The sequence below is a fragment of the Nocardioides sp. SYSU D00038 genome, from assembly GCF_016924665.1.
GTDB lineage: Bacteria > Actinomycetota > Actinomycetes > Propionibacteriales > Nocardioidaceae > Nocardioides.
This window is the reverse complement of sequence record NZ_JAFFJT010000027.1, coordinates 45,544-71,462: the sequence shown is the minus strand read 5'-3', so window position 1 is coordinate 71,462 and position 25,919 is coordinate 45,544. Positions and strand designations below refer to the sequence as shown.

The 25,919-nt window shown below is 73.4% G+C and carries 31 protein-coding genes; 16 read left to right on the top strand and 15 right to left on the bottom strand.

Annotated features, from left to right (window positions below):
* Positions 1 to 3: 3 nt before the first annotated feature.
* Positions 4 to 489, bottom strand: coding sequence for a helix-turn-helix domain-containing protein (locus JT721_RS16810; protein WP_205474413.1), 486 nt, complete (start codon positions 487 to 489; stop codon positions 4 to 6).
* Positions 490 to 543: 54 nt separating this feature from the next.
* Between JT721_RS16810 and JT721_RS16805 the strand changes: the two genes are divergently transcribed.
* Entirely contained in the window at positions 544 to 996 is a 453-nt protein-coding gene (locus JT721_RS16805; protein WP_205474412.1) for a PaaI family thioesterase, read from the top strand.
* A 30-nt stretch (positions 997 to 1,026) separates the two neighbouring features.
* Here the strand turns inward: JT721_RS16805 and JT721_RS16800 are convergent, their stop codons facing one another.
* The 3 genes from JT721_RS16800 to JT721_RS16790 form a co-directional block, all read right to left on the bottom strand.
* Positions 1,027 to 2,508 carry a GntP family permease gene (locus JT721_RS16800; protein WP_205474411.1) on the bottom strand — a complete coding sequence of 494 codons (1,482 nt, stop codon included), beginning with the start codon at positions 2,506 to 2,508 and terminating at the stop codon, positions 1,027 to 1,029.
* Positions 2,505 to 3,014 (bottom strand): gluconokinase, encoded by a 510-nt coding sequence (locus JT721_RS16795; protein WP_205474410.1) that lies wholly within the window; start codon positions 3,012 to 3,014, stop codon positions 2,505 to 2,507. The genes JT721_RS16800 and JT721_RS16795 overlap by 4 nt, the downstream gene beginning before the upstream one ends.
* Before the next feature lie 91 nt (positions 3,015 to 3,105).
* On the bottom strand, positions 3,106 to 3,579 hold the full coding sequence (locus tag JT721_RS16790; RefSeq protein ID WP_205474409.1) for an Lrp/AsnC family transcriptional regulator: 474 nt from the start codon (positions 3,577 to 3,579) through the stop codon (positions 3,106 to 3,108).
* A gap of 81 nt (positions 3,580 to 3,660) precedes the next feature.
* Between JT721_RS16790 and hppD the strand changes: the two genes are divergently transcribed.
* Entirely contained in the window at positions 3,661 to 4,854 is a 1,194-nt protein-coding gene (gene hppD / locus JT721_RS16785; protein ID WP_240340931.1) for a 4-hydroxyphenylpyruvate dioxygenase, read from the top strand.
* 25 nt (positions 4,855 to 4,879) lie between these two features.
* On the opposite strand, the gene JT721_RS16780 is transcribed toward hppD, so the two are convergent.
* Both JT721_RS16780 and JT721_RS16775 read right to left on the bottom strand, forming a co-directional pair.
* A complete protein-coding gene (locus tag JT721_RS16780; protein ID WP_205474408.1) occupies positions 4,880 to 5,026 on the bottom strand; it encodes a hypothetical protein in 147 nt (48 codons plus the stop codon).
* An 87-nt stretch (positions 5,027 to 5,113) separates the two neighbouring features.
* Positions 5,114 to 5,767 (bottom strand): SPFH domain-containing protein, encoded by a 654-nt coding sequence (locus JT721_RS16775; protein WP_205474407.1) that lies wholly within the window; start codon positions 5,765 to 5,767, stop codon positions 5,114 to 5,116.
* A 362-nt stretch (positions 5,768 to 6,129) separates the two neighbouring features.
* Here JT721_RS16775 and JT721_RS16770 point away from each other — a divergent pair, with 362 nt between their 5' ends.
* The 3 genes from JT721_RS16770 (at position 6,130) to JT721_RS16760 (ending at position 8,605) form a co-directional block, all read left to right on the top strand.
* The gene (locus JT721_RS16770) at positions 6,130 to 6,654 is read left to right on the top strand and encodes a DUF1697 domain-containing protein (protein WP_205474406.1); all 525 of its coding nucleotides are present in this window, start codon (positions 6,130 to 6,132) and stop codon (positions 6,652 to 6,654) included.
* Between the two features lie 19 nt (positions 6,655 to 6,673).
* Entirely contained in the window at positions 6,674 to 7,423 is a 750-nt protein-coding gene (locus JT721_RS21070; protein WP_205474457.1) for an RDD family protein, read from the top strand.
* Between the two features lie 171 nt (positions 7,424 to 7,594).
* Entirely contained in the window at positions 7,595 to 8,605 is a 1,011-nt protein-coding gene (locus JT721_RS16760; protein ID WP_205474405.1) for a type IV toxin-antitoxin system AbiEi family antitoxin domain-containing protein, read from the top strand.
* A gap of 102 nt (positions 8,606 to 8,707) precedes the next feature.
* On the opposite strand, the gene JT721_RS16755 is transcribed toward JT721_RS16760, so the two are convergent.
* From JT721_RS16755 to JT721_RS16745, 3 genes are read right to left on the bottom strand one after another with little or no spacing between them, the layout of a single operon-like run.
* A complete protein-coding gene (locus JT721_RS16755) occupies positions 8,708 to 9,481 on the bottom strand; it encodes an enoyl-CoA hydratase-related protein (protein WP_307828105.1) in 774 nt (257 codons plus the stop codon).
* Positions 9,478 to 10,032: a nicotinamidase gene (locus JT721_RS16750; RefSeq protein WP_205474404.1), complete on the bottom strand. Its 555-nt coding sequence runs from the start codon at positions 10,030 to 10,032 to the stop codon at positions 9,478 to 9,480. Before JT721_RS16750 ends, JT721_RS16755 begins: the two co-directional genes overlap by 4 nt.
* Before the next feature lie 9 nt (positions 10,033 to 10,041).
* Positions 10,042 to 11,325: a nicotinate phosphoribosyltransferase gene (locus JT721_RS16745; protein ID WP_205474403.1), complete on the bottom strand. Its 1,284-nt coding sequence runs from the start codon at positions 11,323 to 11,325 to the stop codon at positions 10,042 to 10,044.
* A gap of 43 nt (positions 11,326 to 11,368) precedes the next feature.
* Here JT721_RS16745 and clpS point away from each other — a divergent pair, with 43 nt between their 5' ends.
* Both clpS and JT721_RS16735 read left to right on the top strand, forming a co-directional pair.
* Entirely contained in the window at positions 11,369 to 11,665 is a 297-nt protein-coding gene (gene clpS / locus JT721_RS16740) for an ATP-dependent Clp protease adapter ClpS (protein ID WP_205474402.1), read from the top strand.
* 4 nt (positions 11,666 to 11,669) lie between these two features.
* The gene (locus JT721_RS16735; protein ID WP_205474401.1) at positions 11,670 to 12,254 is read left to right on the top strand and encodes a DUF2017 domain-containing protein; all 585 of its coding nucleotides are present in this window, start codon (positions 11,670 to 11,672) and stop codon (positions 12,252 to 12,254) included.
* A gap of 131 nt (positions 12,255 to 12,385) precedes the next feature.
* Here JT721_RS16735 and gdhA read toward each other — a convergent pair whose 3' ends face one another.
* Together gdhA and JT721_RS16725 are read right to left on the bottom strand one after the other, a co-directional pair.
* Positions 12,386 to 13,723: an NADP-specific glutamate dehydrogenase gene (gdhA, locus tag JT721_RS16730; RefSeq protein WP_205474455.1), complete on the bottom strand. Its 1,338-nt coding sequence runs from the start codon at positions 13,721 to 13,723 to the stop codon at positions 12,386 to 12,388.
* 18 nt (positions 13,724 to 13,741) lie between these two features.
* Positions 13,742 to 14,773: a hypothetical protein gene (locus tag JT721_RS16725; RefSeq protein ID WP_205474400.1), complete on the bottom strand. Its 1,032-nt coding sequence runs from the start codon at positions 14,771 to 14,773 to the stop codon at positions 13,742 to 13,744.
* A 99-nt stretch (positions 14,774 to 14,872) separates the two neighbouring features.
* Here JT721_RS16725 and JT721_RS16720 point away from each other — a divergent pair, with 99 nt between their 5' ends.
* The 4 genes from JT721_RS16720 (at position 14,873) to JT721_RS16705 (ending at position 17,820) form a co-directional block, all read left to right on the top strand.
* On the top strand, positions 14,873 to 15,316 hold the full coding sequence (locus JT721_RS16720) for a Mov34/MPN/PAD-1 family protein (RefSeq protein WP_205474399.1): 444 nt from the start codon (positions 14,873 to 14,875) through the stop codon (positions 15,314 to 15,316).
* A 14-nt stretch (positions 15,317 to 15,330) separates the two neighbouring features.
* Entirely contained in the window at positions 15,331 to 15,606 is a 276-nt protein-coding gene (locus JT721_RS16715) for a MoaD family protein (RefSeq protein WP_205474398.1), read from the top strand.
* An 88-nt stretch (positions 15,607 to 15,694) separates the two neighbouring features.
* Positions 15,695 to 16,642: a PLP-dependent cysteine synthase family protein gene (locus JT721_RS16710; RefSeq protein ID WP_205474397.1), complete on the top strand. Its 948-nt coding sequence runs from the start codon at positions 15,695 to 15,697 to the stop codon at positions 16,640 to 16,642.
* The gene (locus JT721_RS16705) at positions 16,639 to 17,820 is read left to right on the top strand and encodes a DUF3152 domain-containing protein (RefSeq protein ID WP_205474396.1); all 1,182 of its coding nucleotides are present in this window, start codon (positions 16,639 to 16,641) and stop codon (positions 17,818 to 17,820) included. Before JT721_RS16710 ends, JT721_RS16705 begins: the two co-directional genes overlap by 4 nt.
* Before the next feature lie 9 nt (positions 17,821 to 17,829).
* Here the strand turns inward: JT721_RS16705 and JT721_RS16700 are convergent, their stop codons facing one another.
* Positions 17,830 to 18,867 (bottom strand): alkaline phosphatase family protein, encoded by a 1,038-nt coding sequence (locus JT721_RS16700; RefSeq protein ID WP_205474395.1) that lies wholly within the window; start codon positions 18,865 to 18,867, stop codon positions 17,830 to 17,832.
* A 40-nt stretch (positions 18,868 to 18,907) separates the two neighbouring features.
* Entirely contained in the window at positions 18,908 to 19,765 is an 858-nt protein-coding gene (locus JT721_RS16695; protein WP_205474394.1) for an SDR family oxidoreductase, read from the bottom strand.
* 103 nt (positions 19,766 to 19,868) lie between these two features.
* On the opposite strand from JT721_RS16695, the gene JT721_RS16690 reads away from it, so the two are divergent.
* The 3 genes from JT721_RS16690 to JT721_RS16680 all read left to right on the top strand — a co-directional run bounded on the left by JT721_RS16690 (position 19,869) and on the right by JT721_RS16680 (position 22,004).
* The gene (locus JT721_RS16690; RefSeq protein ID WP_205474393.1) at positions 19,869 to 20,252 is read left to right on the top strand and encodes a helix-turn-helix domain-containing protein; all 384 of its coding nucleotides are present in this window, start codon (positions 19,869 to 19,871) and stop codon (positions 20,250 to 20,252) included.
* 53 nt (positions 20,253 to 20,305) lie between these two features.
* Entirely contained in the window at positions 20,306 to 21,139 is an 834-nt protein-coding gene (gene murI, locus JT721_RS16685; RefSeq protein ID WP_205474392.1) for a glutamate racemase, read from the top strand.
* A 91-nt stretch (positions 21,140 to 21,230) separates the two neighbouring features.
* Positions 21,231 to 22,004: an MBL fold metallo-hydrolase gene (locus JT721_RS16680; protein WP_205474391.1), complete on the top strand. Its 774-nt coding sequence runs from the start codon at positions 21,231 to 21,233 to the stop codon at positions 22,002 to 22,004.
* Between the two features lie 126 nt (positions 22,005 to 22,130).
* Here JT721_RS16680 and JT721_RS16675 read toward each other — a convergent pair whose 3' ends face one another.
* Both JT721_RS16675 and JT721_RS16670 read right to left on the bottom strand, forming a co-directional pair.
* The gene (locus tag JT721_RS16675) at positions 22,131 to 22,796 is read right to left on the bottom strand and encodes a response regulator transcription factor (RefSeq protein WP_205474390.1); all 666 of its coding nucleotides are present in this window, start codon (positions 22,794 to 22,796) and stop codon (positions 22,131 to 22,133) included.
* Complete coding sequence (locus JT721_RS16670) at positions 22,793 to 23,953, bottom strand: sensor histidine kinase (RefSeq protein WP_205474389.1); 1,161 nt, start codon at positions 23,951 to 23,953, stop codon at positions 22,793 to 22,795. The genes JT721_RS16675 and JT721_RS16670 overlap by 4 nt, the downstream gene beginning before the upstream one ends.
* A gap of 129 nt (positions 23,954 to 24,082) precedes the next feature.
* On the opposite strand from JT721_RS16670, the gene JT721_RS16665 reads away from it, so the two are divergent.
* Together JT721_RS16665 and JT721_RS16660 are read left to right on the top strand one after the other, a co-directional pair.
* Positions 24,083 to 24,997: an ABC transporter ATP-binding protein gene (locus JT721_RS16665; RefSeq protein WP_205474388.1), complete on the top strand. Its 915-nt coding sequence runs from the start codon at positions 24,083 to 24,085 to the stop codon at positions 24,995 to 24,997.
* On the top strand, positions 24,994 to 25,791 hold the full coding sequence (locus tag JT721_RS16660) for an ABC transporter permease (protein WP_205474387.1): 798 nt from the start codon (positions 24,994 to 24,996) through the stop codon (positions 25,789 to 25,791). Before JT721_RS16665 ends, JT721_RS16660 begins: the two co-directional genes overlap by 4 nt.
* Positions 25,792 to 25,919: the final 128 nt, after the last annotated feature.

Here is a 25,919-nt window from a genome sequence, read left to right as displayed (position 1 = left end):
CCGTCACCCCCCGAACGGCCGGGCCCCGGGCCCGGGACGGGGGACGACCTGCCGGTTGTCGTCGAGGTGGTGGCCGCCGTCGCAGACCAGGGCGGCCCGGACCACCTGGCCGCAGTCGCGGTGCACCAGCTCGACGGGCGGGCCTTCGGGGTCGGCGCAGTAGCGGGCACCCCAGTCGGCGACCGCGGCCAGCACGGGGTAGAGGTCGAATCCTTTGGGGGTGAGCCGGTACTCGTGGCGCACCCGGCCGCCCTCGGGCCGGTACGGCGTGCGGGTGAGGATGCCGTGCTCGACCAGCATCGCCAGCCGGTTGCTCAGCACCTGGCGGGCGACGCCGCTGTGCCGCTGCATGTCGTCGAAGCGGCGCACGCCGTTGAAGACCTCGCGCAGCACCACCAGTGTCGACCGCTCGCCGAGCACGCTCATCGCCCGCGCCACCTGGCAGTTGTCGGTCGACCACGCGAGTGCCGGGGGAGTGGTGGTGGTCATGGTCACAGTCTAGGTCTTGTTGACAGACCCAGCCAAGGTCGCCAGTCTGGGTCCGTGACCGAGACCCAGACTCCCGACCTGGCCGCGATGACCGGCCTCGAGCTGCTGATGGCGATGCGCGACGGCGTGCTGCCGCCGGCCCCGATCGCCGAGACCCTCGGCATGCAGAACTTCGACGGCGAGCACGGCGCGATCTCGGTCGAGCTGGTGCCGCGGCCCGGCCACTACAACCCGCTCGGCACCGTGCACGGCGGCGTGCTCTCCACGATGCTCGACACGGCGGCGGCCTGCTCGGTGCACTCCACGCTCGAGGCCGGACAGGGCTACACCTCGCTCGACCTCACCGTGAAGTTCCTGCGCCCGGTCACCGTCGACTCCGGCCGGCTGCGCGCCCAGGGCCGGGTGATCCAGCGCGGCCGCCGCACGGCGCTGGCCGAGGCCCAGCTCTTCGACGCGGCCGGGCGGCTGGTCGCCCACGCCACGTCGACCTGCATGATCTTCAGCTGACCGGCGCGTCCGCCGGCGTGGCCGGCAGGGCTAGACCACGAGCCCGATCAGCAGCACCACGACCAGGCCGGTGACCGAGAGCACCGTCTCCATCAGCGACCAGGTGCGGATGGTCTGGCCGACGGTCAGGCCGAAGTACTCCTTGACGAGCCAGAAGCCCGCGTCGTTGACGTGGGAGAAGAACACCGACCCGGCGCCGACCGCGAGCACCACGAGCGACACCTCCGCGGCCGGCATCCCGGCGACGAGGTCGATCATCAGCGACGAGGCGGTGATGGTGGCGACCGTCGCAGACCCGGTCGCCAGCCGGATCAGCACCGCCAGGGTCCAGGCCAGCACGGTCACCGGCACGTCGGCGTCGGAGGCCCAGTCGGCGAGCAGGGTGCCGACGCCGGTGTTGACCAGCACGCCCTTGAAGCCGCCGCCGGCGGCGACGATGAGGAAGATGCCGGCGATCGGGCCCAGCGACGCGCCGACCGTGTCCGAGAGGCCCTGCCGGTTCATCCCCGAGCCCAGGCCCAGGGTGAACATCGCGACGAGCACGCCGATCAGCAGCGCCACCACCGGCTCGCCCACCACGTCGAGGGTCTGCTGCACGCCGTGCTCGGGGTCGTCGAGGGTGATGTCGGCGATCGCCTTGGCCAGCATCAGGATGACGGGCAGCAGCACCGTCGCCAGCGTGATGACGAACGACGGGCGCCGGGTCGTCGCGGCCCGCTCCTCCCCGTCGTCGGGCAGGCCCGAGCGCTCGTCCGGGTCGCCGGGTTCGCCGGTCTCCGAGCCCGAGCCCGCGCCCCCCGCCCCGCCGGACGCCGCCGCGCCGACCCGGGCCGGCGCCTCGACGTGCACCCAGCGACCAGCGATCACGCCGAAGATCGGGCCGGCCACGATGATCACCGGGATCGAGACCAGCAGCCCCAGGCCGAGGGTGAGCCCCAGGTCGGCGCCCAGGTAGTCGATCGCGGCGACCGGGCCGGGGTGGGGCGGCACGAAGCCGTGCATGGCCGAGAGCCCGGCGAGGGTGGGGATGCCGACGCCGATGATCGAGACGTTGGCGCGGCGCGCGACGAGGTAGATGACCGGCATCAGCAGCACGAGCCCGATCTCGAAGAACATCGGCAGCCCGATCAGTGCGCCCACGCCCGCCATCACCCACGGCAGCGCCCGCGGCGAGGCGCGGCCGACGAGCGTGTCGACCACCTGGTCGGCACCCCCGGAGTCGGCCAGCAGCCGGGCGAAGATCGCGCCGAGCGCGACCAGGATGCCCACCCCGGCCGCGGTGCCGCCGAACTCGTCGGTGAAGAAGCCGAGCGCGTCGAGCGGGGCGAGGCCGGCGACCAGGCCGACGGTCGCGCTGCCGAGCACCAGCCCGAGGAACGGGTGGACCTTGAGCAGCGTGATCAGCAGCACGATCACCGCGATGCCGAGCAGCGCGGCCAGCACCAGCTGCCAGCCCGGTGCCACCGGGTCCACGGGCTCGTCGGCGGCGAGGAGCAGCAGGGGTTCGGTCATCGGACGTCCTCCGGGGACTGGTCGGAACGGGCGACGTACTCGTCAACGATGGCGTCGACGCTCTGCGCGACGTCGATGGTGATGCCGCCCTCGTCGGGCGCGAGCGGCTCGAGGGTGGCGAACTGGGAGGAGAGCAGGCTGGCCGGCATGAAGTGGCCGGGGCGGCTGGCCTGGCGGCGGCGGATCGTGTCGGGGTCGCCCTCGAGGTGGACGAACTCGACGTCGGGGCAGAGGTGGCGCAGGTGGTCGCGGTAGGTGCGGCGCAGCGCCGAGCAGGCCATCACGCCCCCACCTGGGTGGTCGGCGAGCCAGGCGCCGACCACCTCCAGCCAGGGCCAGCGGTCGGCGTCGTCAAGCGCCTCACCCCGGCTCATCTTGGCGACGTTGGCCTCCGGGTGGAGGTCGTCGGCGTCGGCGTACGGCACCCGCAGCCGCTGCGAGAGCGCCGCGGCCACCGTCGACTTGCCGGACCCGGAGACACCCATGACCACCAGGGGACGTGTCATGGGCCGACCGTTACCCCCTGCCCCCGCCCATCAGCCCGCCGGTCAGCCCGCCGGTCAGCCCGGCCGGTCAGCCGGCCGGTCAGCCCGTCGGTCAGCCGAGGCGGTCGCCGGGGTCGGCGCGGGCCAGGGGCAGCACCCGGTAGGGAACCTGCTCGGCCAGCGCGATCACGGTGGCCGACCGGACGATCCCGTCGGTGTCGAGCACGCGGTCGATGACCCGCTGGAGGTCGTCGTTCGACCGGGCCACCACCCGCGCCCACAGGTCGCCGGCGCCGGTGATCGTGTGCGCCTCGAGCACCTCCGGGATCGCCGCGAGGTGCTCGGCCACCGGGGCGTGCCCCACCCGCTGCCGGATCTCGAGGGTGAGGAACGCCGTCACCGGGAAGCCCAGGGCGGCGGGGGAGAGGTCCGGCCCCCAGCCGGTGACCACGCCGCGCGCGACCAGCTTGTCGAGGCGGGACTGCACGGTGCCGCGGGCCACCCCGAGCCGCCGGGAGGCCTCGAGCACGCCGATCCGCGGCTCGACGGCGAACAGGCTGATCAGGGTGCGGTCCAGGTCGTCCATTCTCCGCCTCGTTGCTGTGCAGGTTGACCAGTGTGTCGTCGTACTGTTGCACAGGTTGTGCTGTGGTCGCAGGCTGGCGGCATGACCCTGACCCCGGATGAGCTCAAGGCGGACCTGACCCTCGAGCAGCTCAAGGAGCTGGTCGGCCTGGTGGAGTACGACGCGAGCCGCGACCCGTTCCCGGTGACGGCGATGGACGCGGTGGTGTTCGTGGTCGGCAACGCGACCCAGACGGCGACCTTCTACCAGCTCGCGCTCGGCATGGACCTCGAGGCCTACCGCGGCCCCGAGACCGGTCACCGCGACGCCAAGACCTACGTGCTGCGCTCGGGCAGCGCGCGCTTCGTCTTCACCGGGGGCGTGACGCCCGACAGCCCGGTGCTCGACCACCACCGGCGCCACGGCGACGGGGTGGTCGACCTCGCGCTGGAGGTGCCCGACGTCGACCGGTGCGTCGAGCACGCCCGCTCGGTGGGCGCCACGATCCTGGTCGAGCCCCACGACGAGACCGACGAGCACGGCACCGTGCGCACCGCCGCGATCGCGACGTACGGCGAGACCCGGCACACCTTGGTCGACCGGTCGCGCTACACCGGTCCCTACCTGCCCGGGTTCGTCGCCCGCACCACCACGGTCGTCCGCCCCGAGGGCCACCCCCGGCGCCTGTTCCAGGCCATCGACCACTGCGTCGGCAACGTCGAGCTCGGCCGGATGGACGAGTGGGTGGAGTTCTACAACAAGGTCATGGGCTTCACGAACATGGCGGAGTTCATCGGCGACGACATCGCCACCGACTACTCCGCGCTGATGTCGAAGGTGGTGGCGAGCGGCAACCACCGGGTGAAGTTCCCGCTCAACGAGCCCGCGGTCGCGCGCAAGAAGTCGCAGATCGACGAGTACCTCGAGTTCTACGCCGGCGCCGGCTGCCAGCACATCGCCCTGGCCACCAACGACATCCTGCGCTCGGTGGACGTGCTGCGCGCCAACGGCGTGGAGTTCCTCGACACCCCCGACTCCTACTACGACGACCCCGAGCTGCGGTCGCGGATCGGCGAGGTGCGGGTGCCGATCGAGGAGCTCAAGAAGCGGCGGATCCTGGTCGACCGCGACGAGGACGGCTACCTGCTGCAGATCTTCACCAAGCCGATGGGCGACCGGCCCACGGTGTTCTACGAGTTCATCGAGCGGCACGGCTCGCTGGGCTTCGGCAAGGGCAACTTCAAGGCCCTGTTCGAGGCGATCGAGCGCGAGCAGGAGGCCCGCGGCAACCTGTGAGCCGACCGGTGCCTCGACCCGCGGCTCAGGCCGGCCGCTCCGTCACGGGTACCTCGCAGACCCGCTCGGCCAGCGGCGCGCCGTCGCAGCAGTTGGCCTTCATGTGGCAGTGGGGGCACAGCCAGCGGGTCGAGATGGGGTCGAACTCGCGTCCGCAGTAGTCGCACGGCATGCCGCCGAACCTACGACCACCGAGGCCCGGTGTGGGGTCGCCACACCGGGCCTCGTCGCCGTCCTGGCTCGACCCGACGACCGGGGATCAGTCCCCGGACGTCAGCTCGACCGTCGAGCCGTGGGGCAGCGCCTGCACGAGCCGCAACCGCGCCAGGGCGGGCGACTCGTCGAGCATCCGGGCGGCGTTGGCCAGCGACCGCAGGGCCGCGGTCTCGGCCCGGGCCGCCTCGAGCTGGGCCGCGCCGCGGGCGCGGGCGGTGACCTGCTCGGCGTACGCCGCCCGGAGGTCGGCGGGCAGCACGACGTCCTTGACGACGACGTCGAGCACCTCGATGCCCAGCGCGTCGGCCGCGCCCCGCGCCGCCTCGGCGAGCGCGGCGCCCAGCTCGCGCCGGGCGGTGCGCACCACGTCGTCGGCGGCGACGTCGACGAGCGCGTCGCGCAGCGCCAGCTGGACGGCCAGCTGGAGGGTCGAGGCGGGGTCGAGCGCGCCCTCGAGGTAGGCACGCGGGTCGGACACCCGCCAGCGGAGTGCCGCGGTCACCTTCACCGCGACGCCGTCGGAGGTCAGCACCTCCTGCGGCGCGGTGGTCGTGAGCCGCTCGAGCACGGTGACCGACTCGTAGCGGGCCCGCGACGGCCGGCGGTGGCGGCCGGGGCCGAGCACCCGGGTGCAGGCCCCGTCGACGTACTCGACGGCGCGCTCGGGGGCGGGAACGGTGATGGTGAACAGGGACATGGCTGCCTCCTCCCGGTCGTGCGGTGCCGGGCGTGGTACGTGGGCGTTCGGTGTGTGGGTGGACAGGGACGGGGGACGGACGGGGGACGCCACGGACGCACACGGGGCGTCGGCCGTCGTGCTGACCGGCCGGGCCTCAGGGTGGGCGTCCGCTGGCGGCGTCCCCCGCCCGCCGTGGTGGAGCGGAGTCGAACCGCGGGCTTCGAGAGCTTCGCCAGTGGATTCGGGGTACGACGCGCAGGGACCCGGTCGGGTACCCCCGCCGGACCTGCTGATCCCGAGGTGGAGAACGCTAGGGCACCGGATCGCCAGTGTGCCAACGGTTTTCCGCACCCGTCCGCCGGCGGTGGCATCATCCGGGCATGCCCACCTACGTCGCCTTCCTGCGCGCGATCAACCTCGGCGCGCGGCGGAAGTTCCCCAAGGACGCGATCGTCGCGGCGGCCGAGGGCGCGGGATTCGCCGACGTGGCGACCTACATCAACACCGGCAACGTGCGCGTCACGACCCCGCTCCGGTCGCGGGCCGAGGTGGAGACGGCACTCGAGGCGGCGTTCCTGGCCGACCGTGGGTTCGCGGTGCCGACGATCGTGCTGACGCCGGCCGAGGTGGTGGCGATCGTCGAGGAGGCCGACCGGATCGACCACGACGGGCGCCACTACGTGTCGCTGCTGAAGTCGGAGCCGTCGCCCGAGGACGTCGCCCTGCTGGCCGCGCACGACAGCGAGACGGAGCGCTCGGTCGTCAGCGGGCGGGCGGTGCACCTGCTGCTGGGCGACGCCTACCAGGCCGCCCGGATCACCAACGACACCGTGGAGAAACGGCTCGGTGTCGCCACCAACCGGACGATCTCGGTGATCCGGGCCGTGGCGGAGCGGTGGTGCTGAGCGTGGGAGACTCCCGCCCGTGACCCAGACCCCCGGCGGATGGCACCCCGACCCCACCCAGCCCGGCCAGCTCCGCTGGTGGGACGGCACCCGCTGGACCGAGCACACCGCGCCGGCCGCCCCGCCCGCGGCGTACCCGGCGTCGACCGCGCCCGGTCCGGGCCCGGCGCCCGCGTCGTCGCCGTACGGGCCGCCGGCGTACGGCTCGCCGCGGACGTCGGCGGCGACGACCCCGGACGGGCAGCGGCTCGCGGGCTGGTGGCTGCGGGTCGTGGCGACGCTGGTCGACGGGCTGGTGCTGACCCCGATCGTGCTGGCGCTCGCATGGCCCTGGACCGGCCGGATCGTCGAGGCCTACGGCGACTACTTCGACGAGGCGCTCGACGCGGCCGAGCGCGGCGGCGCCTCCCCGCCGGTCACCGACCTGATGACCGACATCGCCGGCCCGATGCTGGCGGTGGGCCTGGTGTGGCTGCTGACGAGCCTGGTGTGGACGTTCGGGTTCCTGCGCGCGTTCGGCGCCACGCCCGGCAAGCTGCTCCTCGGCCTGCGGGTCCGCCTCCGCGACACCCCCGGCCGCCTGCCCTGGTCGGCGATCGCCAAGCGGTGGGGCGTGCAGTCGATCGGCCAGGTCTCCGGCTTCGTCCCGTTCGTGGGCACCTTCGGCTCCCTGTTCAGCCTGCTCGACGTCCTGTGGCCGCTGTGGGACGACAAGAAGCAGGCGCTGCACGACAAGGCCGCCGGCACGAACGTCGTGCGGGTGCGCTGAGCGGTCCGCGGCTTGTAACGCCCGTTTATCGCAACTGGGGCGCCCTTACAACGGCGCACCAGATCGGATAAACGAGCGTTACAAGCGTGGCCGGCGCGGGTCCGCCGCGGTCGTCCACAGGGGAGGCGCCGGCGGGGTGCGCTGGGGAGGCGCCCGGTTCAGGGTGTCGTCATGACACCCGGGGTAGTCGAGGTCATGGCCGCGCAGCACGGTCTGGTCCTGCGGCGGCAGGCGCGCGAGAGGGGGATGACGACCGAGGACATGGGTGCCCTGCTCGCTCGTGGAGAGTGGGTCGCCCTACGCCGAGGCGTCTACATGCGAGGCGATGACTGGGCAGCCCTCGACGAGTACGTCGGCCGTCCGATCGCCCGAGCCCGGGCGGCCAGCCTCAGCGCGGTCATGCCGCACCTGTGGAGCCACGACAGCGCAGGGCTGGCGCACGGGTTCTCGCTGCTGGCCGAACCCCGCGGACTGGTGCACTTCACCCGCCTTGGTGTTCTGGGCGGCCGTACCCGGCACGGGGTGAAGCACCACAAGGCGCCGTTCACGCCCCGCCAGCTCGTCGAGCTGGACGGACAGTGGATGCTCGACCCGGCACGCACGGCCGTCGACATCGCCCGAGAGCACGGACTCCGGCACGGGCTCGCGGCGTGCGACTCGGCACGCCGCCTCGGTACGAGCGTGCTGGAGCTCTCCGCCGCGGTGGCGGCGATGGAGTACTGGCCCCACGTCACCCGAGCGAGAGCGGCTGTCGGGTTGGCCGACCCGGGGGCGGCCAACGCGGGTGAGTCCCTGACCCGACTGCTCCTCGTGGAGCTGGGTCTGGGACCGATCGAGACCCAGTTCGGTCTGCGGGCGGATGGTCGCACGGTGTTCTGCGACCTCCGGGTCGGCCGGCACGTGGTCGAGTTCGACGGCCGGATCAAGTACCAGCCGGAGAGCGAGGGCGGGGTGGCCGGGCTCGACCCCGGGGAGGTGCTCTGGCGGGAGAAGCTGCGGCAGGACTTCATCGCCTCCTTCGAGCTCGGCATCTCCCGAGTCGTGTGGGCAGACCTGGCGCCGTCTCGGTGGGAGGCGACCAAGGCCCGGCTGCGTTCCGACCACGCCCGGACGAAGGATCGGTACGGCGACTCGATCGACGACCTGGCGCCGTACCGGGTGAGTCGTTCGCCGGCCGCCTGAGGCACGCCCGCCGTTGTAACGCGCAGTTATCCGAACTGGTGCGCCTCTACAAGGGCGCGCCAGTTCGGATAAACCAGCGTTACAAGCGTGCCGCGGCGACCCTCACTCGCCCCGGAAGACCGGCCGCCGGCCGGCCTCGAAGGCGTCGAGGCCCTCGGTGTGGTCGTGGGTGGTGAAGAGGGCGCGCTGGCCGGAGTGCTCGCGGGCGAGGGCGTCCTCGAGGTGGGGGAGGGTGGCGGCGTTGATCGCCTTCTTGATCGCGGACTGGGCGAGGGCGGGGCCGGCGGCCAGACGGGTCACCAGACGGTCGACGAGGGCGGGGAGGTCGGGGTCGGGGGCGACGTGGGTGATCAGGCCGGCGGCGAGGGCCTCGGGGGCGGGCAGCGGCTCGCCGAGGAGGGCCAGCCGCATGGCTCGGGGGCGCCCGATCGCGGCGGCGACCGTGGCCGAGGAGCCGCCGTCGGTCATCAGGCCCAGCCGGGTGAACGGGAGCAGGAACGACGCCGACTCCGCCGCCACCACCAGGTCGGCGGCGAGGGCGGCCGAGCAGGCCACGCCGGCCGCGACGCCGTTGACCGCGGCCAGCACCGGCTTGTCGAGGCCGACGACGGTGCGCACCACCCGGTTGGCGGCGTCCATCGTCTCGACCGGGTGCTGCTGGGCCAGCCGCAGCGTCGTCAGGTCGGCACCCGCCGAGAACGCCGCGCCGGTGCCGGTCAGCACGACGACCCGCACCTCCGCGTCACCGCGCGCCGACTCCAGCGCCTCGGCGACCGCCTGCACCATCCGCTCGTCCAGGGCGTTGAGCACCTCCGGGCGACGCAGCGTGATCCACAGCGCCGGGCCGCGGGTCTCGACGTCGACGTGCTCGCTCACCCCAGCGCCACGCCGGCCGAACGGAGCTGGTCGAGGGCGGCCGCGGTGGTCTCCGGCGCCACCCCGGCGCACAGGTCGAGCAGCACCGTCGTCGCGAAGCCGGCCGCGACCGCGTCGAGCGCTGTGGCCCGCACGCAGTGGTCGGTGGCGATCCCGCACACCTCGACCCGGTCGACGCCGCGCTCGCGCAGCCAGTCGGCGAGCCCGGCGCCGGCGGGGGAGCTGCCCTCGAACCCGGAGTACGCCGCCTGGTGCTCGCCCTTGAGGAAGACCTCGTCGAACCGCGCCGGGTCGAGCTCCGGGCGGAACTGCTCGCCCTCGGTGCCGACCTCGCAGTGCACCGGCCACGAGTCGACGTAGTCGGGCGTCTCGGACCAGTGGCTGCCGGGGTCGACGTGGTGGTCGCGCGTCGCCACCACGTGGTCGTACGACGGGTCGCCGGCGAGCAGGGCCGCCACCTTCTCGGCGACCGCGATCCCGCCGGTGACCGGCAGCGAACCGCCCTCGCAGAAGTCGTTCTGGACGTCGACGACGATCAGCGCGGTGCTCATGGCCCCAACCTAGCCAAGCAGCGTGGGGATGACCGGCTCGCCCTTCGACAGCTGCCGGGCCTCGGGGGGCAGCTCGGCGCGCGCGGCCAGGTGGCGGGTCCGCGACTGCTCGAGCGGCTCGCGACCCACCACCTCGCCGTCGCGCACGAGCGGCACGAGCAGCGCCCGGTCGTCGCCGTCGTCCTGCGGCGGCGCCCCGATGCCGACCACCTCGGCCTCGGCGACACCGGCGGCGCTGCGCCGCCGCAGCGCCCACTTGCGCCCGCCCACGGACACCTTGTCGATGCTCTTCTTCGCGACGGCCTCGAGCTCACCGGACGCACCCTCGCGGGCGACCAGCTTGTAGACGAACCCGCACGTCGGGTGGCCGCTGCCGGTCACCAGCTGGGTGCCGACGCCGTAGCCGTCGACCGGCGCGGCCGCGAGCGCGGCGATGGCGTGCTCGTCCAGGTCGCTGGTGACCACGATCCGGGTGCTGGTGGCCCCGAGCGAGTCGAGCTGCGCGCGCACCTCGTGGGCGAGGTCGCCGAGGTCGCCGGAGTCGAGGCGCACCGCGCCGAGGCCGGGGCCGGCCACCTCGACGCCGGTGCGCACCGCCTCGGCCACGTCGTAGGTGTCGACCAGCAGCGTGGTGCCGACGCCGAGCGAGTCGACCTGGGCGCGGAACGCGTCGCGCTCGGAGTCGTGGAGCAGCGTGAAGCTGTGGGCGCTGGTGCCGGTGGTCGGCACGCCGTACCGGGCGCGGGCCATCAGGTTCGACGACGTCGTGAACCCCGCGACGTACGCCGCGCGCGCACACGCCACGGCCGCCTCCTCGTGGGTGCGCCGCGAGCCCATCTCGATGCACGGCCGGTCACCGGCCGCGGCGGTCATCCGCGACGCCGCCGAGGCGATCGCCGAGTCGTGGTTGTAGATCGAGAGCAGCACGGTCTCCAGCAGCACGGCCTCGGCGAAGCTCGCCTCGACGACCAGCAGCGGGGAGTGGGGGAGGTAGACCTCGCCCTCGGGGTAGCCCCAGACGTCGCCGGTGAAGCGGTATGCCGACAGCCACTCCAGGGTGGGTGCGTCGACCACGTCGCGGAGCAGCTCGAGCTCGGCGTCCCCGAAGCTGAACGCCTCGATCGCGTCGAGCGCGCGGCCCACCCCGGCGACCACGCCGTAGCGCCGGCCCTCGGGCAGCCGCCGCGGGAACAGCTCGAAGACCGACCGTCGGTGGGCGGTGCCGCCGGACAGCGCGGCCTGCACCATCGTGAGCTCGTAGTGGTCGGTGAGCAGGGCCGTGGAGGGCGTCACCCGCCCCAGTCTGCCAACCCCACCGGTGTGCCACCATGGACGCGTGTCCGCCGCCAGCCCGGTCGAGGTCGAGCCGACGACCACACCCGACGAGATCACCCTCACGGCCAAGCCGTGGGTGACGATCGTGTGGAACGACCCGGTGAACCTGATGTCCTACGTCACCTACGTCTTCCAGAAGTACTTCGGCTACGACAAGGCCAAGGCCGAGAAGCTGATGATGGAGGTCCACGAGGACGGCAAGTCCGTGGTCAGCTCCGGCACCCGCGAGGAGATGGAGCGCGACGTGCAGGCCATGCACGAGTACGGCCTCTGGGCGACCATGGACAAGCAGGAGTGAGCCGATGAGCGGGTTCACCCGCCACCGCCGCAGCCGCCTGGTGATCGCGAACTTCGCCGGCTTCGAGGCCGACCTGCTGCGGTCGCTGGCCGCCCAGCTGGTCGAGCTGCTGCGCAACGAGGCGGCGGTGCCGCGCGACGACGTCGACCCGTTCGAGGCGCTGATGGACTTCTCGGGTCCCACCACCGAGCCCGACGACCCCGTGCTCGCCCGGCTGTTCCCCACGGCGTACCTGCAGGACGAGGAGGCGGCCTCGGAGTTCCGCCGGTTCACCGAGGGGGCGCTGCGCGACGGCAAGGCCGCCGCGGCCGTCGCGATCATCGACGGACTCGAGGAGGCCGGGCTGCCCCCCGAGCTCACCGAGGACGGGTTGGTGATCGACGTCGAGCTCGACGAGCCCACGGCCGAGACCTGGCTGCGCTCGTTCACCGACCTGCGGCTGGCCCTCGCCACCCGGCTCGGCGTGGAGGAGGGCGACGAGGCCTACTGGCACACGCTGCCCGACGACGACCCGCGGGGCCAGGCCCACGACATCTACGAGTGGGTGGGCTGGCTGCAGGAGACGCTCGTCGACGCGCTGACGTCGTAGCCCGGGCGGCGCCCTGCTCGCCTGCGCACCGGCAGGTGGACGGGGTGCACCAACCGCGCCTCTGCGCCGTTCGTGCGCCCGGGACCGACCCATCTCCCGCCGCTCCCGGCGATGCCGGTGCCGGCGTCGGCTCAGACGACGCCGAGCGCCAGCATCGCGTCGGCGACCTGGAGGAAGCTGGAGATGTTGGCGCCGGCGACGTAGTTGCCGGGCGCGCCGTACTCGTCGGCGGCCGCCGCGCACCGGGCGTGCACGCCGTGCATGATCTCGCGCAGCCGGTCCTCGGTGTGCTCGAAGCTCCACGAGTCGCGCGAGGCGTTCTGCTGCATCTCCAGGGCACTGGTCGCGACGCCGCCGGCGTTGGCGGCCTTGCCGGGCGCGAACAGCACGCCGCGCTCGTGGAACAGCCGGACGGCGTCGGGCGTGCACGGCATGTTGGCGCCCTCGGCCACCGCGATGGCGCCGTGGTCGGCCAGGGTGCGAGCCGCGGCGCCGTCGAGCTCGTTCTGGGTGGCGCACGGCAGCGCGACCTCGCAGGGCACGTCCCAGACGCTCCCCCCGGCGACGAACGTCGCGCCCGCGCGCTGCTCGGCGTACGCCGAGATCCGGGTGCGGTCGACCTCCTTGACCTGCCGGAGCAGGGCGATGTCGAGGCCCTGCTCGTCGACGACGTAGCCGGAGGAGTCGGAGCAGGCCACCACCTGGGCGCCGAGCTCGGCGGCCTTCTGGGCGGCGTAGATCGCGACGTTGCCCGAGCCCGACACCACGACCCGGCGGCCGGAGAGCGTGGAGCCCGACTCGGCCAGCATCTGCTCGGTGAAGAAGACCGTGCCGTAGCCGGTGGCCTCGGTGCGCACCTGCGAGCCGCCGTGTGCGATGGACTTGCCGGTGAGCACCCCGGACTCGTAGCGGTTGGTGATCCGCTTGTACTGACCGAAGAGGTAGCCGATCTCGCGCTGGCCCACGCCGATGTCGCCCGCGGGGACGTCGGTGTACTCGCCGAGGTGGCGGTAGAGCTCGGTCATCAGCGACTGGCAGAACCGCATCACCTCGCCCTCGGAGCGGCCCTTGGGATCGAAGTCCGAGCCGCCCTTGCCGCCGCCGATCGGCAGCCCGGTCAGGGCGTTCTTGAAGATCTGCTCGAAGCCGAGGAACTTCACGATCCCGAGGTAGACCGACGGGTGGAACCGCAGCCCGCCCTTGTAGGGCCCGAGGGCGGAGTTGAACTCCACCCGGAACGCGCGGTTGATCCGCACCCGGCCCTGGTCGTCGACCCACGGGACCCGGAAGATCAGCTGGCGCTCGGGCTCGCAGAGCCGCTCGATGATCGAGTGCTCGTGGTACTCCGCGTGCTTGCGCACCACCGGGCCGAGCGACTCGAGCACCTCGGCCACCGCCTGGTGGAACTCGTCCTCGCCGGGGTTGCGGGCGAGCACGGTCGCGAAGTCGTCCTGGAGCAGCGGGTCGATGGTGGCCACCCGGGGAGGTTAGGTGACGGTCGTCACCGGCGGGTCGGCCGGGTCCGGGGGACCGTACGGCACGGGCCGCTCGGGCCGCGGGCGCCGCAACCACAGCACGACCGCGCCCAGGGCGATCGCGCCGACGGTGCCCACCACGACACCCCACCAGGTCGGGTGGTCGGCGCGCACCGCGTACGCACCGAGCGGCACGGCCAGCACGCACTGCGCGAGCACCAGCAGCCGGAAGCCGACGTGGCCGCTCACCAGGGCAGCCACGGACCAGACGACGACGAGGGCGGCGCAGCAGCCGAGCAGGACGTAGGTGTCGTCGACGAAGGGGTTGTCGTAGGTCAGCTCGAGGCTGCTGTCGTAGGGATCGTCACCCGTCCCGTCGTAGTCGCCCTCGACGGAAGCTCCGTAGAAGGCGCCGGCGTAGAGGACGGCGTAGAGCAGCCCGGTCATGACGACCAGACCCGCCGTCCCGACGGCCACGCCGGACACCACGCGGGTGGCCGGCAAGGCCCACCCGATCGCGGTGGCGAGCGTCACGAAGCACGCCACCGCGAGCCCGGCGGCCAGGAACGTGTCGCCGCCGTCGCCGGTGCCGATCGCGTCGCCGACGCCCTGGGCGAAGGCGGCGGCCGAGCCGGCCAGGCCGGTCAGCACGAACGCCGGGCCCTCGACGAGACGGTGGCCCGCCACCGAGAGCAGCACCACGGCGGCGGCGCCTGCGTAGGTCCCCTCGGGATCGCTGTCGACGAGCTGCATGATCACGAACCCGGCACTCAACGCACCCGTCGCGCCGGGCCAGCTGCGCAGTGACGCGCGCTGCTCGGCTCCGGGCGCCACGACCGGCGCGAGCAGCGCGGTCCCGAGCAGGACGAGGGTCGCGGCGACGGCGACCACCACGTTGGAGGTGTCGAGATCGGGGCGAGCGCGGGAGTAGGCGATGGTCAGCACGGCGCCGCCCGCGAGCAGGCCGCTGCCCAGCGCGACGAGCAGGTGGGGCAGCGCGGTCCGGGCGCACGCCGCGGCCCCGGCGCCGTCGAGGGTCGTCATGATCGGACAGTAGGGCACCGCGAGGCCCGTGGGAGCCGATCGGCTCCCGCGGTCCGGACCGCCGCGGATGGCGGGTCGCGACCCGCCTACGCTGGAGGGGTGCTGACGATCGACCAGGCGACCTACGACGCGATCATCGCGCACGCCAAGCGGGACCATCCCGACGAGGCGTGCGGCATCGTCGCGGGCCCCGAGGGCAGCGACCGGCCCGAGCGGCTGGTCGAGATGGTCAACGCCGCCGGGAGCCCGACGTTCTACGAGTTCGACTCCACCGAGCTGCTCGCGCTCTACAAGCAGATGTGGGCGAACGACGAGGAGCCGGTGGTCGTCTACCACTCCCACACCGCCACCGAGGCCTACCCGAGCCGCACCGACATCGGCCTCGCCAGCGAGCCGGGCGCCCACTACGTGCTGGTCAGCACACGTGAGCACGGGAATAACGAGGGCCCGGTGGAGTTCAGGTCGTACAGGATCGTGGACGGCGAGGTGACCGAGGAAGAGGTCACGGTCGTCCCCGAGCTCGCCCCCGTCGAGAGCAGCTGAGGAGCACCGCAACCATGGCCATCGAGGTCAAGATCCCGACCATCCTGCGCACCTACACCGCCGACGCCAAGGTCGTCACCGGCGAGGGCGCCAGCCTGAGCGCGCTCATCGACGACCTCGAGGCGAGCTACCCCGGCCTCAAGGACCGCCTCATCGACGACGGCGACCTGCGCCGGTTCGTCAACGTCTACGTCAACGACGAGGACGTGCGCTTCATCGGCGGGCTCGAGGCCGAGCTCAGCGACGGCGACGAGGTCGTCGTGCTCCCCGCGGTCGCCGGCGGCTGCTGACCCCCTCCTCCGCGCGGCGGCACGTCTCGCGACCCGGGCACCGGGCGCTGCCGGGCGACCGCCGTTCGGCGGATGTCATGCTGGAGCCATGCGCTACGACAACCTGCTCGCCTCGGTCGGCGGGACCCCGCTGGTCGGCCTGCCGCGGTTGTCGCCGAGCCCCGACGTACGGCTGTGGGCCAAGCTCGAGGACCGCAACCCGACCGGCTCGATCAAGGACCGCCCGGCCCTGAAGATGATCGAGGAGGCCGAGAAGGCCGGGGTGCTGCGGCCCGGCTGCACGATCCTCGAGCCGACCTCGGGCAACACCGGCATCTCCCTGGCGATGGCTGCGACCCTCAAGGGCTACCGGATCGTCTGCGTGATGCCCGAGAACACCTCCGCGGAGCGGCGCCAGCTGCTGCGGATGTGGGGCGCCGAGATCATCTCCTCGCCGGCCGCCGGCGGCTCCAACGAGGCCGTGCGGGTGGCCAAGCAGGTCGCCGAGGAGCACCCCGACTGGGTGATGCTCTACCAGTACGGCAACGCCGCCAACGCGCTGGCCCACCAGGAGGGCACCGGCCCCGAGCTGCTCGCCGACCTGCCCTCGATCACCCACTTCGTCGCCGGCCTCGGCACCACCGGCACCCTGATGGGCGTCTCCCGGTTCTTCCGGGAGGCCAAGCCGGAGGTGCGGATCGTGGCCGCCGAGCCCCGCTACGGCGAGCTGGTCTACGGCCTGCGGAACCTCGACGAGGGCTTCGTCCCCGAGCTCTACGACGCAGACCTCATCGACGCGCGGTTCTCGGTGGGTCCCCGCGACGCCGTGCGCCGCACCCGCGAGCTGCTCGAGCTCGAGGGCATCTTCGCCGGCATCTCCACGGGCGCGATCCTGCACGCCGCGCTCGGCCAGGCCGCCAAGGCGGTCAAGGCGGGGGAGAGCGCCGACATCGCGTTCGTGGTCTGCGACGGTGGCTGGAAGTACCTGTCCACCGGGGCCTACGAGGGCACCGTCGACGAGGCCGAGGACGCGCTCGAGGGGCAGCTGTGGGCGTGAGGACCCGCCTCCTCGCCCGTCCCGCCCCGCTCGTGCTCGTCCCACTCACGCTCGCTCCACTCCTGCTCGCCCTGCTGCTCCCGGCCGCGCCGGCCGTCGCCGCCGGCCCGCCGGCCGTCGTGGTCGCCCCGGCCGTGACCGGCCCGCCGACGTACGGCGCCACGCTGGTCGCGAGCCCGGGGACGTGGACGCCGGCCCCCACGTCGTGGGCCTGGCAGTGGCTGCGCGACGGCGCGCCCGTGCCCGGCGCGACCGCCTCGACGTACCGGCCCGGGCTGGCGGACCTCGGGCGCCGGCTGGCGGTGACGGTCACGGCCGCCGGGGCCGAGGGCAGCGCCAGCGCGACGTCGGCACCCACCGCACCCGTCACCCCCGCGGCGTTCACCGTCGGCCGGCGGCCCGCGGTGGTCGGCACCGCCCGCTGGACCCACACGCTCACCCGCACTGCGGGCTCGTGGTCACCGCGGCCGGACCGGGTGTCGTGGCAGTGGCTCCGCGACGGCCGACCGATCGCCGGTGCCACCGGCCGACGGCACCGGGTGCGGCCCGCCGACGTCGGGCACCGGCTGCGGGTGCGTGCCACCCTGGCCCGGGCCGGCCACCGCACCGTCGCGGTCGAGTCGCCCGCGCGGCTGGTGCGCCACCGGGTCGGCGTACGGAGGGTGGTGCGCTACCGCGTCGAGACCCGCGGCCGGATCACCACGAGCGTGCGCGACTTCGCCCGCCTGGCCCAGGAGACCTACGACGACGCGCGCGGCTGGCGCTCGGCCGGCATCGACTTCCGCCGGGTGCGGCGCGGCGCCGCGTTCACGCTGGTGCTGGCCGAGGCGTCGTGGCTGCCGCGGTTCAGCAGCGGCTGCAGCCGGGAGTGGAGCTGTCGGGTGGGACGGTTCGTCGTGATCAACCAGGAGCGCTGGAAGCACGCCTCGCGCGCCTGGAACGCCGCGGGCGGGCCGCTGCGCGGCTACCGCCACATGGTCGTCAACCACGAGACCGGCCACTGGCTCGGTCTCGGGCACGCCACCTGCCCCGGCCGGGGCCGGCCGGCGCCGGTGATGATGCAGCAGAGCAAGGGCCTGCACGGCTGCCGGTTCAACGCGTTCCCCACCCGGCGCGAGGTGCTGAGCCGCACCCGGTCCGGCCGGGTCGCGGTGCCGGCGCCGGTCGACCTGGAGTGACCCCGGCGGTCAGGGGGCCGTGAGCACGAGCGGGGCGTCGGCTCCCACCTCGCTGCCCGGCACCCGGCCGATGCCGAGCAGCTGGGTGACGAGGTTGGCGACCAGGCCGTTGCGCACCGGCTGCCGCCCGGCGTACGACGGACGCCGGGTGCCCGGGTCGCGCAGCTGGGGGTTCGCGGCGTAGAGGTCGCCGGACCCGACGCCGGCGCCCCAGACCACGAACGGCACCCGGTAGTTGGCCAACCGGGTCATGTCCCGGTGGCGCCGCCCCTGGCCGCCGTGGTCGGAGGTGAGCACGACGACGGCGCGCGACCGCAGTCGGGGCCGGGCCGTGATCGCGTCGAGGACGACGCCGAGCAGCTGGTCGGTGCGCGCCACCGCGGCGACGTAGGCCGGCGACATGAAGCCGTGGTCGTGACCGGCCTTGTCGGGCAGCGAGAAGTGCAGGAACGTCAGCTCGCGCTTGTGCGAGACCAGGTCGTTGCGGGCCACCGAGACCAGCTTGGACTGGTTCTCCTGCACCACGAACCGGCCGATCCCCTTGGGCCAGGAGCGCTGGTAGAGGCCGAAGCGGGGCTTCGTGGAGAACAGCGCGGTGCGCCCGCCGGAGCCGGTCACCTTGCTGAACACCGAGGCGACGTAGTGGCCGGCCGCCTTGCGGACCGTCATGCCCGGGCGCTCGTCGTCCCAGGTGACGCCGTGACCGCCCTTGCGGGGGTTGATCCGGCGGCCGGTCATCATGCTGGCGTGGTTGGGCAGGGTGACGGTCTGCTCGTAGGCGGTGCGGGCGTTGAGGGTGCCGATGCCCTCGCCCAGCAGCCGGTGGAAGTGGGGGGCGCCCGAGGGGCCGAGGCGGGTGATCGCGCGCGGGTTGAGGCCGTCGACGGAGATGGCGACGACGACCTTGCCGCTCAGCCGCGCCGCGGTCGCGGACGGCTCGGCCGGCGCGGCCGGCGCGGCCGCGGCGGGCACGGGCGTGAGGACGGCGGCGAGGGGGGCCAGGACCCCGAGGAGGCCCAGGGGGAGGGAGGTCGCGAGTCGGCGCACGACGTCACCGTAGACCCCTCCCGCCGCCGGCGGGCGTGGCTCAGGCGAGCGCGGCGCGCACGGCCTCGGCCAGCGAGGTGGTCGGGCGGCCCAGCAGCCGGCTCAGCGCCCGGGAGTCGTCGTGCAGCTCGCCGCGGGCGATCGCGGCGTCGGAGTCGGCGAGCGCCCGGGCCATGTCCCCGGGCACGCCGGCCCCGACGAGCACCTCGGCGTAGTCGTCGGCCGGCAGGTCGACGTAGGGGATCTCGCGACCGGAGACCTCGCTGAGCACGGCGGCGAAGTCGCCCATCGAGAACGCCTCGTCGCCGCCGAGCTCGAGCACCTGGCCGTCGTGGGCGTCGTCGAGCAGCGCGGCGGCGGCGCCCTCGGCGAGCTCGGCGCGGGTGGCGCCGTTGACCAGGCCGGTGCCGGCCGCTCCGTGCACCGCGCCGACCTGGAGGGCGGTCGCGGCGTTGTCGGTGTAGTTCTCGAGGTACCAGTTGTTGCGCAGCACCGTGTGGGAGAGGCCGCTGGCGGCCAGGGCCTCCTCGGTGCCGCGGTGCTCGACCGCGATGAGGTACGACGCGGTGTCGGCGTGCGGCGCGCTGGTGTAGACGAGGTGGCCCACGCCGCCGGCGACGGCGGCGTCGATCACGGCGCGGTGCTGGCGGACCCGCTCGCCGAAGGCGTTGCCCGAGACCAGGAGCAGGCGGTCGACCCCGTCGACAGCCGCGGCCAGCGACGCGGGGTCGTCGTAGTCGGCCCGCCGGGTGGTGACGCCGAGGTCGGCGAGGTCGGCGATCGCGGTGGTGTCGCGGGCGGTGGCGACGACGCGCTCCGCGGGGGTGCCCCGGTCGAGGAGGGCGCGGACGGTGAGGCGTCCGAGGTGGCCGCTGGCGCCGGTGACGAGGTAGGTCATGAGCTGGTTCCGATCGGTCGTAGGTGGGTGTCACCCGCCCCAACCGGGACCCGGCCGCGATACTTCCCGTGAGTTAGTACCAACTTTGAAGTAAGGTACTGGCATGCAGGTAAGCACCCCCCTCGCGTCGGCGTTCCGAGACGGCGACTTCACTGCCGGCTGCCCGACCCGCACCGTGCTCGACCACGTCATGAGCCGGTGGGCGCCGCTGCTGCTGGCCGCGCTGTCCGACGGCGACGCCCTGCGCTGGAGCGAGCTGCGCCGTCGGGCCGAGGGCGTCAGCGAGAAGATGCTCGCCCAGACCCTGCGCCAGCTCGAGGACGACGGGCTGGTGCTGCGCGAGGCGCGACCCGTCGTACCCCCGCACGTGGAGTACTCGCTCACCCCGCTCGGGCGCGAGCTCGCCGACCACCTGGTGCCACTGCTGGGCTGGGTCGCCGACCACGCCGGCGAGATGCTCGCCCGCGGCCCGGCGCGCGGGGCGTGACCCACCTCTCGACGCCTCGATGCGCCGGGGGCGATGGCCTAGCCTTGGCTCTTGTGCCGCCCGTGACCCCCACCGCGTCGACCGACGCGCCGATCGGCATCTTCGACTCCGGGTTCGGGGGGCTCACCGTGGCCAGGTCGGTGATCGACCAGCTGCCCCACGAGTCGATCCGCTACGTCGGCGACACCGCCCGGCAGCCCTACGGCCCCAAGCCGATCGGCGAGGTCCGCGAGTACGCCCTGGAGTGCCTCGACCACCTGGTCGAGGAGGGCGTGAAGGCGCTCGTCATCGCCTGCAACTCCGCCAGCGCCGCGATGCTGCGCGACGCCCGGGAGCGCTACGACGTGCCGGTGGTGGAGGTGATCCTCCCCGCGGCCCGCCGCGCGGTCGCCGCGACCCGCAACGGTCGGATCGGCGTGATCTGCACCCGCGCCACCGCGGAGTCGCTGGCCTACGACGACGCCTTCGCCGCCGCGCCGCACGTCGAGCTCCTCACCCGCGCCTGCCCGTCGTTCGTCGACTTCGTCGAGGCCGGCGTCACCGCCGGCGACGAGCTGCTCGCGGCGGCCCACGACTACCTCGACCCGCTCACCGAGGCCGGTGTCGACACCCTGGTGCTGGGCTGCACCCACTACCCCCTGCTCACCGGCGTCATCTCCTACGTGATGGGCGACGGCGTCACCCTGGTGAGCAGCGCCGAGGAGTGCGCCAAGGACGTCTACCGGATGCTGGCCACGACCGGCCTGATGCGCGAGTCCGGCGAGCCGTCGTACTCGTTCTCGACCACGGGCTCCCCGGCGGAGTTCGAGACGATCGGCCGCCGGTTCCTGGGGGCGGAGATGGTCGAGGCCCGGCAGTACGCCGGCGGACTTCGGGGACCGGTGTGAGGGTCGGGGACGGCGGGGCAGCCGACGAGGGGGCAGGCATGAGGGCTGGCACGGGCACGAGGTCCGGCACGAGGTCCGACAGGGGCCGGGCATGAGGCTCACCGTCGTGGGCTGCTCGGGGTCCTACCCCGGGCCGGAGTCGTCAGCCAGCTGCTACCTGCTCGAGGCCGAGCACGACGACGGCACCGGGCCGCGCACCTGGCGGGTGCTGATGGACCTCGGCAACGGCGCGCTCGGCCAGCTCCAGCGCTACGCCGACCCGCTCGCCATCGATGCCGTGCTGCTCAGCCACCTGCACGCCGACCACTGCCTCGACCTCTGCGGCTACCACGTCCTGCGCCGCTACCACCCCGACGGCCACGCGCCGGTGATCCCGGTCTGGGGGCCCAGCGACACCGCCGGCCGGATGGCCCGCGCCTACGACCTGCCCGAGGAGCCGGGCATGCGCGAGGAGTTCGACTTCCGGGTCTGGGGCGAGCCGGTGCAGGTCGGCCCGTTCCGGGTCGAGGCGGTTCCGGTCGACCACCCCGTCGAGGCCTACGGGCTGCGCGTGGAGTGCGACGGTGCCGCGCTGGCCTACAGCGGCGACACCGGCCCCTGCGAGGCGCTCGACCGGCTCGCCGCCGACGCCGACCTGCTGCTGGCCGAGGCGTCGTTCCGCGACGGCGACGACAACCCCGCGAACCTCCACCTCACCGGCACCGACTGCGGCGGCGTCGCCGTCCGCTCCGGTGCCCGCCGACTGGTGCTCACCCACATCCCGCCCTGGTTCGACCCGCAGGGGATGCTCGCCGAGGCCACCGCCGTCTACTCCGGGCCCATCGAGCTCGCGCGGCCCGGGGCGGTCTACGAGCTCCACGGCTGAGGCGCCTGGGGGCAGCCCGCCGGGGCGCTCGAATCCCCGGTTGACCGGCGGTTCCCTGTGTTGTCGGGCATGGCCATGCCCGACAGCTCCCAGCACCCCCGGTCGACCGGGGATTCCGGACGCGCCTCAGACCAGCCCGGCGTCGTGCACGCAGATCGCGATCTGGACCCGGTTGGTGACCTGGATCTTCTCGAACAGCTTCGAGACGTGGGCCTTCACCGTCGGCACCGAGAGGTGCAGCTCGGCGGCGATCTCGGCGTTGCTGAGTCCGCGGCCCACGGCGAGGGCGACCTCGCGCTCGCGCTCGGTGAGCAGCGCGAGCCGGCGCTCGGCGACGGCGGCGCGGTCGTCGACGGGGCCGGTGGTGCGGAGCCGGTCGATCAGCGTGCGGGTGACCGAGGGGGAGAGCATCGGGTCGCCGTTGGCCACGGTGCGGATGGCCTCGACGATCTGCGCGGGAGGGGTGTCCTTGAGCAGGAACCCGTCGGCACCAGCGCCCAACGCCTCGACCACCAGGTCGTCGGCGTCGAACGTCGTCAGCACGATCACGTGGGGCGGGTCGGGGCGGCTGTGCAGGAGCCGGGTCGCCTCGAGGCCGTTGAGCACGGGCATCCGGATGTCCATCAGCACCACGGTGGGGCCCAGCTCCGCCACCCGGTCGACACCCTCGCGCCCGGTCGCGGCCTCGCCGACCACCTGGAGGTCGGACTGGCCGCCGAGCATCAGCGCGAGGGCCGAGCGGACCAACGGGTCGTCGTCGACGAGGAGGACCCGGACGGGCGGCTCGGTCATGCGGCCCACGGTATCCAGCCGCTGAGGACGAACAGCGGCCCGTCGGGGCGCCGCTCGATGCGGTGCTCGAGCCGGCCGCCGCGCAGCTCGGCGCGCTCGCTGAGCCCGATCAGCCCGAGCCCGGCGCCCGGGGTGGTGCTGCGCCCGAAGCCGAGCGGGTTGCGCAGCTCGACGTGGATGCCCTCGTCGGGCGAGCCCGTGAGCAGGATCGTCAGCGCCGCGCCCGGGGCGTGCTTCTGGGCGTTGGTCATGCCCTCCTGGACGATCCGGTAGACGGTGCGACCGAGCACGTCGGGCACCGGCCCGCCCTCGACCCGGTCGTGCAGCTCGACGTTGAGGCCGGAGCGGCGCGCGTCCTCGGCCAGGGTGGGCAGGTCGCACCAGGTGGGCTGCGGGGCGGCGGCCGGGTCGCCCTGCCGGTCGCGCAGCACGCCGAGGACGCCGCGCAGGTCGGTCAGCGCCTCGTGGGCCTTCTCCTGGATCACCCCCGCGGAGTCGCGCACCTGCTCGGGGGTGAGGTCCTCGCGGTAGCTCAGGGCGCCTGCGTGCATGGCGATCTGCGAGATCCGGTGGGCCAGCACGTCGTGCATCTCGCGGGCGATCCGGGCGCGCTCGTTGCCGCGGCTCTGCTCGACGCGCAGCTCCTGCTCGGCCTCGGCCCGCTCGGCGCGGTTGCGCAGCGTCCAGATCAGCTCGCGCCGCGACCCGACGTACATGCCCCAGGCCATCACCGCGGCGACGAAGATGACGTTGGTGGAGGTGATCAGCCAGAACGGCTCCTCGTCGGTCGCGGGCTGCACCTCGGTGAACCCCCAGGCCGCCACGAGGCTGACCGCCGAGATGACCAGCACCTGCGGCCAGCGACGCCGGGTGGCGAGCGAGACCGCCGCCAGCGTCGCCGGTCCCGCGGCCAGCGACGAGACGGCGCTGAGCACGGCGGTCACCAGGGCGACCCGCATCGGCCACCGACGCCGGAAGTAGACCAGCGCCACGCACGGCAGACCCAGCGCGACGTCGAGGACGAACATCTCCTCGCTCTGCCGCTCGGCGATGGTGAACCACACGACGAGGCTGATCGACAGCACCAGCGCGGTGCGCCACCCGTGCCCCCACGCCGACAGGCGCGGCTGGTACTCCTCGGGCGTGGGTCGCTGCACCCCTGCAGGCTAGGCGGCGCCGTAGCGCCCGCGCAGGAGCCCCGGGTCTCGCGACACACCTACTTTGGTCGGTGCCGTCCCGTACCGCTGACCGATGTGCCGGCGCCCGTGACCGGGCAGGCTGGGCCCATGATCAAGGTCGAACGACTCACGAAGAAGTACGGCGGCTTCACCGCCGTCGACGACGTCAGCTTCAGCTGCCAGCCCGGGCGCGTCACCGGGTTCCTCGGGCCCAACGGTGCGGGCAAGACCACGACGATGCGGGTGATGGTCGGGCTGACCGTGGCGACGAGCGGGTCGGTCACGATCGGCGGCCACGACTACCACGACATCCCCAACCCGGGCCGTCACGTCGGCGTCCTGCTCGACGCCTCGGCCCAGCACGCCGGCCGCACCGGCCGCGAGATCCTGACCATCGGCGCCGAGACCATGGGCCTGCCGGCCAGCCGGGTCGACGAGATGCTCGCGCTGGTCTCGCTCAGCGACGCCGAGTCCAAGCGCCGGCTGCGCAACTACTCGCTCGGCATGAAGCAGCGCCTGGGCATCGCGCACGCGCTGCTGGGTGACCCCTCGGTGCTGATCCTCGACGAGCCGGCCAACGGGCTCGACCCCGCCGGCATCCGGTGGATGCGCCAGCTGCTGAAGTCCTACGCCGACCGCGGCGGCACCGTGCTGCTCTCGAGCCACCTCCTCAACGAGGTCGAGCTGATCGCCGACGAGATGATCCTCATCGGCGGGGGCCGGATCGTGGCCCAGGGCAACAAGGAGCAGCTGCTGAGCGGCGCCAAGCAGCAGGCCACGCTGGTGACCTCGCTCGACAACACGCTGCTCGCCGAGGCGCTGCAGCGCAAGGGCTTCGCGGTCACGACGGCCGGCTCCGGCCTGCGCGTCGAGGCCCCCGCGGTCGAGGTGGGCCGGGTCGCCGCCGACAACACGATCGTCCTCACCGACCTTCGCGCGGGTGACGGCGGCCTCGAGGACCTGTTCCTCGAGCTCACCTCGGCCACCCAGCGCGACGACATCCCCGAAGGAGTCCAGGCATGAGTGCCACCGCCCCCCAGATCCTCGACCTCGCGTCGACGCCCCAGGTCTCGATGCTGCGGCTGGCGAAGGTGGAGGTCCGCAAGGCCCTCGACACCCGTGCCGGCTTCTGGTTCACGACCTCGATCGTCGGCCTGGTCCTGGTCGTCCTCGTGATCGTGGCCCTGGTCGCGACCGACAGCTTCAAGCAGTTCGACAACTTCCTGTCGATCGCCGGCGGCGTGCTCGGCTACTTCATGCCGATCATCATCATCATGCTGGTGACCAGCGAGGCCAGCCAGCGCAACGGCCTGGTGACCTTCACCCTCGAGCCCCGCCGCTCGCGGGTGGTGGTGGCCAAGTTCCTCGCCGGCGCGACGCTCGCCGCCACCGTCATGGTGCTGGCCGCGGTGATGGCGGTCGTCGCCAACGCGATCGCCATCGCCACCGGTGCCGACGCCGACTGGTCGGTCGACGGCAACCTGGTCTTCAACGGCTTCGTGCTCGCCAACGCCATCGGCGTCCTCGTGGGCTTCGCCATCGCGACGTTGCTGATGAGCACCCCGGGCGCGATCGTGGCCTACTTCGCCTACACGATCATCCTGCCCGTCGCGGTGGGGTTCCTGTCCGCGCTCAGTGACGGCTTCGACCGGATCGCGCCGTGGATCGAGTTCAACACCGCCCAGGTGCCGTTGTTCGAGGGCGACTACGTGCCCTCGGGCGAGGAGTGGGCGCAGATCGCCACCTCGGGCTTCATCTGGTTGGTGATCCCACTGGTGCTGGGCGTGATGCGCCTGCTGCGCACCGAGTTCAAGTAGCGAGCGCGGAGCACCAAGCACCGAGCACCGAACGCCGGGCGCGACCTCTCCGTGGTGGGTCGCGTCCGGCGCTCGTGTGGTGTTCGGAGCCGCCCCCGGACCGGATGGGTCCGACGGCGGCCGGTCCG

Bases quoted from the DNA above. Each gene is read 5' to 3' on its own strand.
- JT721_RS16810 (WP_205474413.1), bottom strand. From the start codon at position 489: ATGACCACCACCACTCCCCCGGCACTCGCGTGGTCGACCGACAACTGC.
- JT721_RS16800 (WP_205474411.1), bottom strand. From the start codon at position 2,508: ATGACCGAACCCCTGCTGCTCCTCGCCGCCGACGAGCCCGTGGACCCG.
- JT721_RS16795 (WP_205474410.1), bottom strand. From the start codon at position 3,014: ATGACACGTCCCCTGGTGGTCATGGGTGTCTCCGGGTCCGGCAAGTCG.
- JT721_RS16790 (WP_205474409.1), bottom strand. From the start codon at position 3,579: ATGGACGACCTGGACCGCACCCTGATCAGCCTGTTCGCCGTCGAGCCG.
- hppD (WP_240340931.1), top strand. From the start codon at position 3,661: ATGACCCTGACCCCGGATGAGCTCAAGGCGGACCTGACCCTCGAGCAG.
- JT721_RS16780 (WP_205474408.1), bottom strand. From the start codon at position 5,026: ATGCCGTGCGACTACTGCGGACGCGAGTTCGACCCCATCTCGACCCGC.
- JT721_RS16775 (WP_205474407.1), bottom strand. From the start codon at position 5,767: ATGTCCCTGTTCACCATCACCGTTCCCGCCCCCGAGCGCGCCGTCGAG.
- JT721_RS16770 (WP_205474406.1), top strand. From the start codon at position 6,130: ATGCCCACCTACGTCGCCTTCCTGCGCGCGATCAACCTCGGCGCGCGG.
- JT721_RS16760 (WP_205474405.1), top strand. From the start codon at position 7,595: ATGACACCCGGGGTAGTCGAGGTCATGGCCGCGCAGCACGGTCTGGTC.
- JT721_RS16750 (WP_205474404.1), bottom strand. From the start codon at position 10,032: ATGAGCACCGCGCTGATCGTCGTCGACGTCCAGAACGACTTCTGCGAG.
- JT721_RS16735 (WP_205474401.1), top strand. From the start codon at position 11,670: ATGAGCGGGTTCACCCGCCACCGCCGCAGCCGCCTGGTGATCGCGAAC.
- JT721_RS16725 (WP_205474400.1), bottom strand. From the start codon at position 14,773: ATGACGACCCTCGACGGCGCCGGGGCCGCGGCGTGCGCCCGGACCGCG.
- JT721_RS16715 (WP_205474398.1), top strand. From the start codon at position 15,331: ATGGCCATCGAGGTCAAGATCCCGACCATCCTGCGCACCTACACCGCC.
- JT721_RS16710 (WP_205474397.1), top strand. From the start codon at position 15,695: ATGCGCTACGACAACCTGCTCGCCTCGGTCGGCGGGACCCCGCTGGTC.
- JT721_RS16695 (WP_205474394.1), bottom strand. From the start codon at position 19,765: ATGACCTACCTCGTCACCGGCGCCAGCGGCCACCTCGGACGCCTCACC.
- JT721_RS16690 (WP_205474393.1), top strand. From the start codon at position 19,869: ATGCAGGTAAGCACCCCCCTCGCGTCGGCGTTCCGAGACGGCGACTTC.
- JT721_RS16680 (WP_205474391.1), top strand. From the start codon at position 21,231: ATGAGGCTCACCGTCGTGGGCTGCTCGGGGTCCTACCCCGGGCCGGAG.
- JT721_RS16675 (WP_205474390.1), bottom strand. From the start codon at position 22,796: ATGACCGAGCCGCCCGTCCGGGTCCTCCTCGTCGACGACGACCCGTTG.
- JT721_RS16665 (WP_205474388.1), top strand. From the start codon at position 24,083: ATGATCAAGGTCGAACGACTCACGAAGAAGTACGGCGGCTTCACCGCC.
- JT721_RS16660 (WP_205474387.1), top strand. From the start codon at position 24,994: ATGAGTGCCACCGCCCCCCAGATCCTCGACCTCGCGTCGACGCCCCAG.